Genomic DNA, 12,085 nt, shown 5'->3' with positions numbered 1-12,085 from the left:
CGATGCGCAAAAGCAGCGCGTGCAGGCCGTCTCAAAATGGCAGACCTCCCGCCTTCGGCTTGCGCAAAGCCTGGGCAGCCTTGATGTGTCGTCTGCTTACTAATAGCAGCGATCACGAAAAAAGACGGAGGAGACGATCCGGCCGAACGGAGCGTGCGCATTCATGCTTGCTCGCATGAATGCGCACGCCGAGTCGGTCAATCAGCGCGCGTTGCGCCGAATCGATTTGTTGCCTTTCTTGTGCTGGCTGCCTTTCCCATCCTTGCCCCTACGTTCACGCCTCGCGATCGGCGGCAACGGACAAAAGACACGTGTTGCACCTGCAATAATCATGAAGCAGGCCGAAAATATTCGCGTCGGCTCGTTTGGTTCATGGTCGAAGAACTCATCCCGCCTGCTCAACGGTACATCAGCATATTGAGCACTCCCTACAGCGTCTCACTTTGATCGAAACAGCGCCGCCGCCATCGCTTTTTGCTGTTCAATTTGACGACGCCGTACAAGATACCCTGCAGGACGGGACGCTCGATAGCACTGCGCCGCTGCTCAATACGGTCGTCGCGACCGAAGGATGGCTGCGCCGCTTTGATGTGTCAGATGCCCTCCTGCGCCACTCGACGACATCAAGCCGATCCATATCCGGAAGTATCTTGACTGGCGAAAGGAGTCACCGGTTTCCGCAAACCGCGAGATTGCGCTGTTCTCTCACATTTTTAATAAGGCGAGAGAATGGGGGCAACTGACCGCCCCAATCCTTGCTCTGGAGTTCGAAAGCACCGAGAAAAGGGGCGCGACGTCTACGTTGGAGACGGCTTGTACAAGGCCGTTTGGGAAAAGGCCGATGCACCGTTGCGCGAGGCAATGGATTTGGCTTACCTCACCGGCCAACGCCCTGCCGATGTGTTGAAATTGGACGAGCGTGATATCCGCGACGGGAGCGTCTCGATCCGCCAAAATAAGACAGGGACGCGGTTGCGAATCGAGATCGTCGGAGAACTCGCTGCTCTGCTCGAGCGGTTAGCCAGGCGGAAAATCGAACACAACCCGCGGTCGACACGTTTGATCGTTGACGAACTCGGTAGGCCCCTTGGTCGTGCGGCCTTGCGCTTCAGATTCGACCGCGCGCGCGACGCCGCTGGAATACCGAAAGCCGATTTTCAGTTCCGCGACCTACGCGCGAAGGCTGGAACGGACAAGGAACACGCCAGCGACCTACGTGGTGCTCAATCACTGCTCGGACATGGCAGCGTAGCAATGACTGAGCATTACGTTCGAAAACGCGGCGCCAAAGTCACGCCGACCCGATAGATAATCTACGATTGAGCGGCATCGGGGCCTTACTCCGTGTCGCTCGCCTAGAACGCGATGTATCGGTTCAAGACCTCACGGGCCAACGTCCTTTGGGCACGTCGCTTCGGGTTGCAGGCGACCGAGGTTGCGGCTCACGTCGGCGTAATCAACCGTATGGCGGACCTCGCTCGTCCGCAATCGGTTCGCATCGCCTGAAATCATGACCATGTGGGCCACTCCGTCCTCACACTCGACTTATGCAACAATACCCTCCGCTCGACAAATTGGCGGAACAATGATGAAAAAATAATTCTTTCAAACCCTTCAGATTTTCTCAACGGCACCGATAATTCATCAGACAAATACATTTTCGGTTCGTCGCATACTCCGTCCAATTATTGAGAAAATCGCTATGCGAAAAATCACGAAAAAATTCGTTTTGGCGGCTCTGCTGTCGTCGGCGCTTATGCTCGCACCACTTCAATTCAGAAAACGACGTCACCGCCGCAAGCGCTCATTTTTTCGACCGGTGCCGGTTTTGCAGCTGGTGCATATTTCGGGTTGAGCGGTTCTGATTTTCCGGGCTCGCTGCTCGTTGCGAACAAAAAGCTGATTAGCATCGACGTTCAAACTACGTCATATGTCGGCGCAACGACCGATGTCGTCTCTGTTTGCTATATGCCGCCGTACACGACGCAATCGAATTATTGCCGCAATGAAATCGTTCCGGGGACTAGCGTTAGTCTTAAGGATTTCAATAATCTGCCATTCGGTAACGGTGCTTCCGTTGTGATTAGACACAACCCGACTGGACGGCCTAGTACGTTCCTGAATCCCGCAGGCACTGAATCTGTAACCTACAACTACTCGTATTGATGAGCACACGCCCCGCTTGAGAAATCGGCGAGGCGTTTTTGATTTCACGACGCGGGGTTTTAAATGGAAATCAATTCTAATCTTTCGACGATAACGAAAAATGGCGGCACTGCTGAATCACCGACAACACCTGCGGCCAGCGATTCGACCGGCGCTGCCGCTTATGCATCCACTTTGGCTCAATCGACATCGACACAAGCCGATAGCGTGACGCTGAGCGGCGAAGCAATTATGCTCTCGCGGTTATATGGCGGTTCCGAAAAGGGAATCCCTGCAACGCCACTAGTCGGATCGAAAGACGTTGGTGCTGCTGATCCGGTTATGTGGCTTAACGCAGACGACCGCAGAGCGTTGTCGGATCTGTACGGGTATGCACAGCAGACCGGCGCTGACTTGCATTACGTTGACGATATCGCGTTTCAGCTTGCCTATTATCGGCAAACTGCAGGTACAGTAGTATCGAACTGGACGACTAACCCGATGTACGATATGGAAGGCCATCACCTCACGTCTTCTTTCAGCGACAGAGACGTGGCATCCGCGAAAGTGATTCAAGATAACAGCAAGAATACCAAACTGGATAAGGGTTTTCTGAATTACGTATTGGATCAAGGTTACGGCCAGAACCACATTATGAATTTCCAGTTTCTAGAGAAATTCGTTACCCGTGGCTCAAACGCCGCCAACAAAAATTCGAATGCGGCGGAATTTGGAATATATGCGCCCACACCTAGATCGATTGTCACCGCCTCCAAAGATATCGAACTCAAACGTCCGGAACCGGATTTCATAAACACAAATGGCGTGTTCACCATTACCGCAAAAGGTGCAAAAAACGGTTTTTCACTGGTGAATGGTCAGCCGGTGCAGCAACAGAAAACGAATACCGTTCAGGTGCAAACCGGACATTTTTCAATCAATATTGATAAACCGTCTTTCGCAAAATTGCTACTTTCGATGCTGAAAGGCGCGCTGTTAAACCGAACGCGGTAGCCCACTAAAAAAGCGACGTGATATGGGTTACGCAGCAGATAAAACCACGCGCCTGCACGATAGATCGAGCCCGCCATATGCGGGCTTTTTCATTTGGTGGGAAGCTTCGCCTTACTATTCAAAGGCAAATCGTACAAGTGAACATAGCGCTCACCAGCTATGACGTTTTACCAATCATAGTCCGACAGGAACTGTCGGAGCTTCGGGCCATTGCCTTGCTTGTAGTCCGCGACACCGCGCAATTCAGTCCCTTCGACGAGCAAGCGCTCGCGGTGGCCAATGTTGGAGTAACGCTATACATCAGCCAACGGTGAAGGTATCGAGCTGAAAGTACACTTCACAAAGAAGCAGGGAGCTCCGGTCAAGTATGTGGACTCGGATGATCCGGCAGAAGCAGCTGCTGTACGTGAGTTTGACTTACGGAAGAAATATCACCTCGGTCGACAGGAGCTAGCCAAAGCGGTCGGTTTGACGCACATGAAAGCTGCTGTCCTTCGGAAATTCTTGAAGATCGACGAAGATCCGTCTTCCTGTCACATATTCGAATTCGGAAAGTCGAAATTTCCTTGCTATTCCGATAACGCATTGCGCGCTATGAAGGATGCACTCAAGGAGTATGATATCGACGAGTTGTGGAGAGCACGGGCCCAGTAGCAGGGCTTGCAAACAAGAAAATGCAAACCAAGAGAGAGACCAGATGAACCTTGAGTACAAAAAATTCGCCGACATTAGCTTAAGCGATCCATTCTTTGATTCCCTGAAGGCCGACTACATCGAATTCGAAGACTGGTTTAAGCGAAAAGCGGACAATCAAGCCTATGTTTTTTACTCAGAAGATGGCACATTGGATGGATTTCTTTACCTTAAAGAAGAAAATGGAGAGGTGACCGACGTCACCCCTCCCTTGCCGCTGGGCAGACGACTAAAGGTTGGTACCTTTAAAATCAACGCCCATGGGACGAAACTTGGCGAGCGATTCGTAAAGAAAATCTTCGACAGCGCAATTTCACGGAACTGCAAAGATCTTTATCTTACAGTTTTCCCGAAGCACAAGGGGCTCATCCAACTTATAGAAAAATATGGCTTCGTCCGCACTGGCGTAAAGACAACCCACAATGGCACCGAAGATGTTTACAGAAAGATATTAGAATGGAATGGTGAGAACACCGTATCCAATTACCCCTTGGTTCGACTTAATCATAAATGCTACATTCTGGCGCTCAAACCAATTTGGCATACCCGCTTACTTCCAGACTCAATTCTTCGCAACGAGAATCAAGATATTGTCCAAGATTTATCGCATACAAATAGCATTCGCAAGGTCTACCTTACGAACATGAGAGGGACCGACGGACTGCGCCCGCGCGATGTAATCGTGATTTATCGAACATCACCCGACGGAAACGCGGAGTACCGCTCTGTTGCAACCTCAGTATGCGTCGTTCAGAAAGTAAGTCATATCAGCCAATTTCACTCACTGAATGACTTCATCGAATACTGCGCTCCATTTTCGGTTTTCACGGAAAGCGAGTTAAAAAAATTCTATGCAACAAAAGAATACCCAACAATAATAAAATTCACATATAATATCGCCTTACCCAAACGTCCAAATCGAAAAGCACTGATTGATGAAGTCGGTTGCACGCGTGACCAGTACTGGGGTTTTTTCGAATTAACAAAAAACCAACTCAAGAAATTAATGCACTTGGGAGGCGTCAATGAAAGTCTTATTGTCGATTAAGCCGGAATATGCAGACCGAATTTTTGACGGATCAAAAAAATTTGAATTCAGAAAAACCATATTCAAAAATCATGGCGTCACAAAGGTGGTTGTCTATGCCACCATGCCGATAGGAAAAGTAATCGGCGAATTCGATGTCGGCGACGTTATTGAAAATACCCCGAGAAAATTATGGCAGCAGACGGGCACATGGGCGGGCATAAGTCGAGCCTTTTTCGACACCTATTTTCACGGCAGAACAAGGGCTTTCGCGATTCAGGTCATCAATCCCCTCCGCTACGAAACCCCTCTCGACCTAGATGCGATAGCTCCTCGGTGCACACCTCCGCAGTCATTCAGGTATTTATCGGCGTAGTACGAGATTGATATTCCGCCCCGTATAGCACTCTAATGTGCTCTCGCCACTCGAGCCGCCGCTGTCGATTTCCTCGCGATTTTTGCGACAAGTGGACGACGAGCGGCGACTGAGTTTGACGAGACTCGGTCAAGGGTCTTGTTGCGCCATGCGGGAAGGCTATGGCTCCGAAAATCATCTCGCCGAAACCCAAGTTCGCGAGATTGGACTGGCGCAAAGGGATACGGAGAGGAACGCCGAGACCGCATAACCAAGGCGCGTAAAACTGCATAGAAGAATCGCCCCGCCGATCGTCGCGCGGCGCGCGCCAGGCGGCCCCGAGCGCCTGGCGCATGAGTGCATAAAAACCATCCATTTTTGCGGGCAGGTGGGGCGGGGTCACAACTGCGCGCGCTGGGTTCGCGCCGGCATCTTCCGGGACCAATCCAGCCCCAAGGGGTAGCCTCTCTGACGCGTCAGCAGGCCCGCCAGCGGGCCGCCGCGCGCCGATGCAACGCCGGCGCATCCCCGCGCGGCCGGCCGCTCATAGGGCGCCAGGCGCCGCCGATCCCTCGCATCCGCATGGGCGAAAAAAAGCCGCCGGCACCGAAGTGCCTGGCGGCTTGACTGCTGCTGGCCGACTGTTCGTCAGACGTCGAGCTGCGCGTCCGTGATGCCGAGCGCGGCGGCGATCTTCTCGCGCGTCGACTTGCGCAGCTTCTCGCTGCTCTCCTGTTGAGCGTAGGCGGACTGGCTGATGCCGAGCCGCGTCGCGACTTCGGCCTGCGTCAGCCCGAGATATTCGCGCCACGCGCGCAGGGGCGTCGCCCCGTCGACCGTCGCGCTGACGACTGCATGCGGAATCAGGTCGCGCTCTTCGTCGCGCTGCGCCATGTAGTCCGCGTAGGGGATCACCACAAAGGCCGGCGCTCCGTCCGGCCCGTTGATGATCTGGATGTTAGTACGTGCGTTCATCGCGTTTCTTTACCTCCTCGATTTCGACTACCTTGATCTCACCGTCCCAGTTGAATAGAACCCGGTAGTTGCCAACCCGGAGCCGGTAGCCATATTCGTGATTCGTCAGGGATTTCACGTTCTGGCAGTTCGGCATCGCCACCAAGGTGTCCACGCTGTCACGAATGGCCGTCTGGATTTGACGATCAAGCTTGCGCAGTTGCTTGAATGCTTTGGGGGTCCATTTGATCGAGTTCATGGAAAAGATTATAAGTTTTCGTATAAGTTTTCACAAGCGCTTTATAAGTTGTTTTCGCGACGCGCGCGAGCGCCTTCGATACGGGTATTCGGGCTGGTATTCCTGCACGAACGCGTCGCATTGCGCGTTCGTCAGCTCGTCGATCCCGGTCGCGCGGACCCAGAAAGCACAACCCGATACAGCGATCGCGCGCACATGCTCGGCGCCCGGCTGGAAGCACACGGCCGACCTGTCGCTGCCCGCGATGTACCCACTCCAGTGCTCGCACGTCCAGCATGGACGCGTCAGTTGCGGCGTGAATAGCCCGTAGCCTCCATGATCACGGTCAACGCCGACGGCCACACGGGCGCCAGATAGTAGAAATGCAGCCGTATAATCAACTCACTACAACGCCTCGGGGATAGGTATGGCTATATTTGGCTACGACGATTCAACTGCATTCGGCCTGAAGCTGAACAGCGTGGTTTGCTGTTCGAGTTGCTGACGCTGCAACGCCTGCTTACCATCGGACGTGCCCTTGGGCTGCATGCCGGCGCTGCGGCGCTGCAATTCGCGTTCGCGCTGGATCGCTAGGGCCGTCGTCTTGTCGAATCTGCGCGCGATGGCGGCTGGCAGCTCCTTGACCGAGTTCGTGTAGACGCGTGCCTCGTACGGCTGCAGCACTACCGGCGTGCGGTGTATTGCCTGGCGAAGGCGACGCTCATCGAGCGGTACCGCGACTACGACACGACAGGCGACGGCGCACGCCGCGCAGACGAGTTGGAGCCCCAGGGCGACGAGCTGCGCCGTGACGCCCGCTGGGCGATCAGCGACATCATCGGCCGCCCTCGCATGACGGTGGAGCTGATCTGATGGAGGTGCGGGCGCTCCAGGGGGAAACCATCGACGCGCTTTGCTGGCGCGTACTCGGCCGCACGCGCGGCGTCGTCGAAGCGGTGCTCGACCTCAACCGGGACCTGGCGCAGTACGGCCCGATCCTGCCTCACGGGCTGCTCGTCGAGCTGCCCGACGAAATACCGCAAGCGGCGCAATCCGGCGCTGAGCGGCTCCAGTTATGGGACTGAGAATGGCTGAACCTATTTCCACGTCGTCCGCGACGATCGCGGCGCTCGGCGTCGCCACGCTATCGCTGTTTCCCGGCGTCGACGCCAACGTCGTCATGGGCGCGTTCGCCGGCTCGCTGCTGTTTGTGATGACGGCCGCCGATCCGTCGATTCCGAACACGGTTCGCATTGCAGTCGCCTCTGCGACTTGCCTCGTGCATGGCTTGCATCCACACGTCTGCTTGGGTCTCGTCCAGTTGTTCACCCCAGAACTTGATGACCGCGTCGGTACGGCTGACAAGAACTGTGTCCTTGTGGATGCGCTTACGCCCGCGAGCAACCGGCGCGAACAGACTGGAGCGGGCGATGTGATTCGGCATGGCCCGCATGAATTCATCGAGGCCAGGGAGAAACAACTGCTGCGGTTCAACCGTCTCGCACCGTGCTTCAAGGCGCGATTGCGCCTCGGCTGCGCGAGCGACCACACGCGGGAAAGGCAGCAGTAGCGGCGTAGACATGGGGTAGCTCGGCCGCCTTATTCCGCAAACAAATGAGCAACAGCGGTCGTTTTGAACAGGACTCGCCGGCCAATCTTGACCCTTGCAGGCAGCAGCTTGCGAGACACGTCGTTGTCGCGGGTGAGGGTTACACGAAGCCCCTCAGGACTCCGATGTAATAGCTCCGCCACTTGTGAAAGTGTCAGCAATGCTCCGTAACGCTGGATAATATTTTCTTCCGTTGAAGTCACTTGGATAACTCCGCGTTTCTGTATGCAACGGAAGATTACGGAATATCGCCCTACATTAAAACGTGTTGACCGTCAATATTACAGTAAACATTTCGTAAACAGTTATTCCGCAATTCATTGATTTTAAAAATCAATTCTCAAGCCCACACTCGATAATCAAAATTGAAACAGTTTGTAACAAGCCAACTCTGCACTGAACACTATCGAGCCAATCACACGTGCGTAAAGAAAAATGGGCTTGCAGAAGGGTGGTCTGCCGGGCCGGTATGCGACGACGACATCCGCAGCGGTCATACCCGCTGCTCGATCCCGCCGGCCGCGCTAGCCGCGCGACAACAGCCCGCGGCGCAGCAACGCTTCCAATTCCCCAAAGGGGTCCCCTCTGCCCTCCGCTTTAGGCGGGACACTCCCGACGCTAGACGCCGGGAACCGGATTTTCTCGCATGCGAGAATGCTGGTTCTGCTAACGCAAGACCTTACCGATGCCCACCAAATAATAAGAAGAATAAGAACATTATTATTCTTATCGGAGCCGGCTATGCTTGCCGCTGAACCCGATCCAGCTTCTCAACAAGATCCTCGGCGCGAAGATGTGTATATCGCTTTAGCATCTGCATCGACTTGTGGCCGCTGATCGAAGCAACCTCCTGGTCGCTCAAACCGGCTTCGACCAGCCGACTCACGGCCTCGTGGCGTAGATCGTGGAAATGCAAGTCAGCTAAGCCAACTGTCTGCACGATGCTCGCCCAGAGCTTCTGAAACACGTAGGGCTTGCGCTTTCCGTCTCGCCCCGGCTCCCCGAAGAACACGAGATCAACGTCAATCGGTCGGATAGGATTGTCCAGCGCCGAGCGCAGGATTTCGACCGCCACACGCGTCAGCGGAACCAAGCGCGCGCTGCCGTTCTTGGTGTCCTTGAGGGTAACGACCCGGCGGTTCAGATCGATTTGCGAGCGGCGCAGGCCCGTGATCTCCGATGAGCGCATGCCGGTTTCGACGGCCAGCCGCACGATCCATCCGAGCATCGGATTGCTATGGGCATCGGCGGTCGTGAAGAGCCGTTGCTGCTCTTCTGGCGTCAAGCGTCGATCCCGGCCAGCGCCGGGACTAGGCTTTCGGATGTTGGCGACTGGATTGAACGTCAGGCCGATCCCCCACTCCTGAATCGCAACCCGGAACAGATGCCCGAGCATCGCCAGCTCGATGCGCACGGTGTTGTTCGATTTGCCGGCCACCAATCGTTCGTCGCGATACTTCGCGACGAGCTCGGCACTGACGGCGGCCATCGAATACTTCCCGAAGAACGCGGCCAAATGCTGCGAGGTAAAGCGCTCGCTGCGCTGCGTGGTGGCCTTCTTGGTAATCGACACCTCCTCCATGTACCGCTTCAGCGCGGCCGACACCGTGAGCTTTTCGGAGGGTGCACGCGACAGGTAGACACCCCGAACCATCTCATCCTCGGTCCGGCGAGCCCAATCCTCGGCATCGCGTTTGGTGCGGAAAGTCTTGATCGTGGTCGGCCAACCGTTCTTGCGAACGATCGCCTTCCAGTTGCCTGAATCTCGTTTTTGGATGACGGCCATGATGCCCTTCTGACGGCGCAGTGTACCAATACTGTACCGGGAGGGCCTAAAAAGCATCAAGGGGTCACGAGAAATTCTCGTAACCCCTTGATTTATATGGTGCCGGCTGCAGGACTCGAACCCGCCACCTGATGATTACAAATCAACTGCTCTACCAGATGAGCTAAGCCGGCGAAGACTGACGATTCTACCTCATTTCACGATCTTGAGGCGCGGCCGTCCGCCTTTATTCGCGCCGTCACTGTCGGACATCGGCGGATCCCCGGCGCCGTCAGGACTGTCGTCGGCCACCGGCCTCACCGCCGGTTCGGCGGAAGCTGCTCCCTCCACCGCATTCTCGGATACTGCGCCGTGCCCGTCACTCTGGCCGGCGTCATCCACCACGCTTGCCTCGTCTTCGCCCAACTCCGCCGCGACATCGACCTGGAACGCCATTCCCTGCCCATTCTCGCGCGCATAAATCGCGAGCACGTTGGCAATCGGCACCTCGATCTTGTGCGCCTTGCCGGAGAACCGCGCGGTAAATTCGATCCATTCGTTGCCCATCTGCAACTGGCTCGTCGCCTCGAAGCTGATGTTCAATACGATCTCGCCGTCACGCACGAACTGACGCGGCACGCGCGTCGCCTTGTCGACCCGCACCGCGATGTGCGGCGTATAACCGTTATCCGTGCACCATTCGTACAGCGCGCGCAGCAAATAAGGCTTCGTGGAAATTTCTTGCATCGCCATCCTCGAATGGAAGCGAACAGGCGACAACCTGCCGCATCCGCCTCCCAATCACCCAACTTAACGACGCATGACCTTTTCGGACGGCGTCAGCGCTTCGATATATGCAGGACGGCTGAAGATCCGCTCCGCGTACTTCATCAATGGCGCCGCATTCTTCGACAGCTCGATTCCGTAGTGATCGAGACGCCAAAGCAACGGCGCGATCGCAACGTCGAGCATCGAGAACTCTTCGCCTAGCATGTACTTGTTCTTCAGGAAGATCGGTGCGAGCTGCGTCAACCGATCGCGGATCGCAAGGCGCGCCTTCTCGTGGTTCTTCTCCGCTGCCTTGCCCTTCTCGTTCTCGAGCGTGCTCACATGCACGAACAATTCCTTCTCGAAATTAAGCAGGAACAGGCGCGCGCGTGCGCGCTGAACCGGATCGGCCGGCATCAGTTGCGGATGCGGGAAGCGCTCGTCGATGTACTCATTGATGATGTTCGATTCGTACAGAATCAGATCCCGCTCGACGAGAATCGGCACCTGTCCGTATGGATTCATCACGGCGATATCTTCCGGCTTGTTGAACAAGTCGACGTCGCGAATCTCGAAATCCATGCCCTTTTCGAACAGCACCAGCCGGCAACGCTGGGAGAACGGACAAGTCGTACCGGAATACAGAACCATCATGTTTGCGTTTCCTCAAAAACCGAAGGCCAGCGCTCGGAAGAGCCGTCCCGTTGGCTCTTCGTTGCACTGGCCCCACGCCGGTCAAAGCGTGATTACTTAATATCTTTCCAATAGGCGGCATTGAGCCGCCATGCAAGGAAGGTCAAGACGCCGAGGAACAGCAGCACCCATACGCCGAGGCGCTTGCGGGTCTGTTGCTCGGGCTCGGACATCCAGCTCAGATACGCGACCAGATCGCCAACGGCGGTGTCGTAATCCACCGGCGACAACGTGCCCGGCGTCACCTGCTGGAATCCGACAAGCTTGCGCACCTTCTCGCCCGTTTCGTCGTCCGTCTTTTCCTCGAATTTCGCAACGCGCTGCCCCTGAAGCTGCCACAACACGTGCGGCATCCCGACATTCGCGAACACCGCGTTGTTCCAGCCGGTCGGCCGCGTATCGTCGCGGTAGAAACTGCGCAGATACGTGTATAGCCAATCGCGGCCGCGCGCACGCGCTTCGACGGACAGATCGGGCGGCGCGACGCCGAGCCAGTTCTTCGCATCGTCCGGCCGCATCGCGACGCTCATCGTGTTGCCGACCTTATCGGTCGTAAACAGCAGATTCGCCTCGATCTCCTTTTGCGAGATGCCGAGATCCGTCAGCCGGTTATAGCGCATCAGGTTTGCACTATGGCAATTCAGGCAATAGTTCACGAACAATTGCGCGCCATGTTGCAGGGAGACGAGATTCTCCACGTTATCGGGAGCCCGGTCGAGCGGAAATCCGCCCTCGTCGGCCCGCGCGGGTGCACTCGACAGCAGACATACCGCCACAGTAAACATTGCGAGCGTCAAAAGCAATTTCTTCATACGAATTCTCCT

General features: G+C 55.6%; 15 protein-coding genes, 1 tRNA gene and 3 pseudogenes. 10 read left to right on the top strand and 9 right to left on the bottom strand.

Annotated elements, in window-relative coordinates:
• The first annotated feature begins 163 nt into the window (after positions 1-163).
• From WS68_RS27615 to WS68_RS26090, 7 genes and pseudogenes are all read left to right on the top strand, one after another.
• The gene (locus WS68_RS27615) at positions 164-421 is read left to right on the top strand and encodes a hypothetical protein (protein ID WP_156429476.1); all 258 of its coding nucleotides are present in this window, start codon (positions 164-166) and stop codon (positions 419-421) included.
• 82 nt (positions 422-503) lie between these two features.
• Positions 504-743, top strand: a pseudogene (locus WS68_RS28910) (hypothetical protein); the annotation flags it as partial.
• Positions 744-813: 70 nt separating this feature from the next.
• Positions 814-1,308 carry a tyrosine-type recombinase/integrase gene (locus WS68_RS11925; protein WP_231753003.1) on the top strand — a complete coding sequence of 165 codons (495 nt, stop codon included), beginning with the start codon at positions 814-816 and terminating at the stop codon, positions 1,306-1,308.
• Positions 1,309-1,359: 51 nt separating this feature from the next.
• Positions 1,360-1,506, top strand: a pseudogene (locus WS68_RS26100) (IS5/IS1182 family transposase); the annotation flags it as partial.
• 723 nt (positions 1,507-2,229) lie between these two features.
• Positions 2,230-3,159, top strand: coding sequence for a hypothetical protein (locus WS68_RS11920; protein WP_059570994.1), 930 nt, complete (start codon positions 2,230-2,232; stop codon positions 3,157-3,159).
• Positions 3,160-3,856: 697 nt separating this feature from the next.
• Entirely contained in the window at positions 3,857-4,900 is a 1,044-nt protein-coding gene (locus WS68_RS26095) for a GNAT family N-acetyltransferase (protein WP_082709974.1), read from the top strand.
• Positions 4,878-5,255, top strand: a complete 378-nt coding sequence (locus tag WS68_RS26090; RefSeq protein WP_082709973.1) for an ASCH domain-containing protein — start codon at positions 4,878-4,880, stop codon at positions 5,253-5,255. The genes WS68_RS26095 and WS68_RS26090 overlap by 23 nt, the downstream gene beginning before the upstream one ends.
• A 627-nt stretch (positions 5,256-5,882) precedes the next feature.
• On the opposite strand, the gene WS68_RS11910 is transcribed toward WS68_RS26090, so the two are convergent.
• From WS68_RS11910 to WS68_RS11895, 3 genes are all read right to left on the bottom strand, one after another.
• A complete protein-coding gene (locus WS68_RS11910) occupies positions 5,883-6,209 on the bottom strand; it encodes a helix-turn-helix domain-containing protein (RefSeq protein ID WP_059570992.1) in 327 nt (108 codons plus the stop codon).
• On the bottom strand, positions 6,193-6,447 hold the full coding sequence (locus WS68_RS11905) for a type II toxin-antitoxin system RelE family toxin (protein ID WP_059570991.1): 255 nt from the start codon (positions 6,445-6,447) through the stop codon (positions 6,193-6,195). The genes WS68_RS11910 and WS68_RS11905 overlap by 17 nt, the downstream gene beginning before the upstream one ends.
• Positions 6,448-6,867: 420 nt before the next feature.
• Positions 6,868-7,110, bottom strand: coding sequence for a hypothetical protein (locus tag WS68_RS11895; RefSeq protein ID WP_231753002.1), 243 nt, complete (start codon positions 7,108-7,110; stop codon positions 6,868-6,870).
• A 12-nt stretch (positions 7,111-7,122) separates the two neighbouring features.
• Here WS68_RS11895 and WS68_RS11890 point away from each other — a divergent pair, with 12 nt between their 5' ends.
• The 3 genes and pseudogenes from WS68_RS11890 to WS68_RS29600 form a co-directional block, all read left to right on the top strand.
• Positions 7,123-7,299 (top strand): head completion/stabilization protein, encoded by a 177-nt coding sequence (locus WS68_RS11890; protein ID WP_231753001.1) that lies wholly within the window; start codon positions 7,123-7,125, stop codon positions 7,297-7,299.
• Positions 7,299-7,511 (top strand): tail protein X, encoded by a 213-nt coding sequence (locus WS68_RS11885; protein WP_059570988.1) that lies wholly within the window; start codon positions 7,299-7,301, stop codon positions 7,509-7,511. Before WS68_RS11890 ends, WS68_RS11885 begins: the two co-directional genes overlap by 1 nt.
• 2 nt (positions 7,512-7,513) lie before the next feature.
• Positions 7,514-7,705, top strand: a pseudogene (locus WS68_RS29600) (putative holin); the annotation flags it as partial.
• A 320-nt stretch (positions 7,706-8,025) separates the two neighbouring features.
• Here WS68_RS29600 and WS68_RS26085 read toward each other — a convergent pair.
• The 6 genes from WS68_RS26085 to WS68_RS11855 all read right to left on the bottom strand — a co-directional run bounded on the left by WS68_RS26085 (position 8,026) and on the right by WS68_RS11855 (position 12,073).
• Positions 8,026-8,238 carry a plasmid-related protein gene (locus tag WS68_RS26085; protein WP_082709972.1) on the bottom strand — a complete coding sequence of 71 codons (213 nt, stop codon included), beginning with the start codon at positions 8,236-8,238 and terminating at the stop codon, positions 8,026-8,028.
• A gap of 536 nt (positions 8,239-8,774) precedes the next feature.
• Positions 8,775-9,821 carry a tyrosine-type recombinase/integrase gene (locus WS68_RS11875; protein WP_059570987.1) on the bottom strand — a complete coding sequence of 349 codons (1,047 nt, stop codon included), beginning with the start codon at positions 9,819-9,821 and terminating at the stop codon, positions 8,775-8,777.
• A 97-nt stretch (positions 9,822-9,918) separates the two neighbouring features.
• Positions 9,919-9,994, bottom strand: a tRNA-Thr gene (locus WS68_RS11870).
• 19 nt (positions 9,995-10,013) lie between these two features.
• Complete coding sequence (locus WS68_RS11865) at positions 10,014-10,547, bottom strand: ClpXP protease specificity-enhancing factor (protein ID WP_059571001.1); 534 nt, start codon at positions 10,545-10,547, stop codon at positions 10,014-10,016.
• Positions 10,548-10,610: 63 nt separating this feature from the next.
• Complete coding sequence (locus WS68_RS11860) at positions 10,611-11,222, bottom strand: glutathione S-transferase N-terminal domain-containing protein (protein WP_027797364.1); 612 nt, start codon at positions 11,220-11,222, stop codon at positions 10,611-10,613.
• A gap of 92 nt (positions 11,223-11,314) precedes the next feature.
• Entirely contained in the window at positions 11,315-12,073 is a 759-nt protein-coding gene (locus WS68_RS11855) for a cytochrome c1 (RefSeq protein WP_059570986.1), read from the bottom strand.
• Positions 12,074-12,085 lie beyond the last annotated feature (12 nt).

Source organism: Burkholderia sp. TSV86 (assembly GCF_001522865.1).
In the GTDB taxonomy this organism is placed as follows: domain Bacteria; phylum Pseudomonadota; class Gammaproteobacteria; order Burkholderiales; family Burkholderiaceae; genus Burkholderia.
Note: the sequence above shows the minus strand (reverse complement) of the source record. Positions and strands in the feature narration are given on the sequence as shown.

Bases quoted from the DNA above. Each gene is read 5' to 3' on its own strand.
- WS68_RS26095 (WP_082709974.1), top strand. From the start codon at position 3,857: ATGAACCTTGAGTACAAAAAATTCGCCGACATTAGCTTAAGCGATCCA.
- WS68_RS11910 (WP_059570992.1), bottom strand. From the start codon at position 6,209: ATGAACGCACGTACTAACATCCAGATCATCAACGGGCCGGACGGAGCG.
- WS68_RS11905 (WP_059570991.1), bottom strand. From the start codon at position 6,447: ATGAACTCGATCAAATGGACCCCCAAAGCATTCAAGCAACTGCGCAAG.
- WS68_RS11875 (WP_059570987.1), bottom strand. From the start codon at position 9,821: ATGGCCGTCATCCAAAAACGAGATTCAGGCAACTGGAAGGCGATCGTT.
- WS68_RS11860 (WP_027797364.1), bottom strand. From the start codon at position 11,222: ATGATGGTTCTGTATTCCGGTACGACTTGTCCGTTCTCCCAGCGTTGC.
- WS68_RS11920 (WP_059570994.1), top strand. From the start codon at position 2,230: ATGGAAATCAATTCTAATCTTTCGACGATAACGAAAAATGGCGGCACT.
- WS68_RS27615 (WP_156429476.1), top strand. From the start codon at position 164: ATGCTTGCTCGCATGAATGCGCACGCCGAGTCGGTCAATCAGCGCGCG.
- WS68_RS26090 (WP_082709973.1), top strand. From the start codon at position 4,878: ATGAAAGTCTTATTGTCGATTAAGCCGGAATATGCAGACCGAATTTTT.
- WS68_RS11885 (WP_059570988.1), top strand. From the start codon at position 7,299: ATGGAGGTGCGGGCGCTCCAGGGGGAAACCATCGACGCGCTTTGCTGG.
- WS68_RS11855 (WP_059570986.1), bottom strand. From the start codon at position 12,073: ATGAAGAAATTGCTTTTGACGCTCGCAATGTTTACTGTGGCGGTATGT.
- WS68_RS11865 (WP_059571001.1), bottom strand. From the start codon at position 10,547: ATGCAAGAAATTTCCACGAAGCCTTATTTGCTGCGCGCGCTGTACGAA.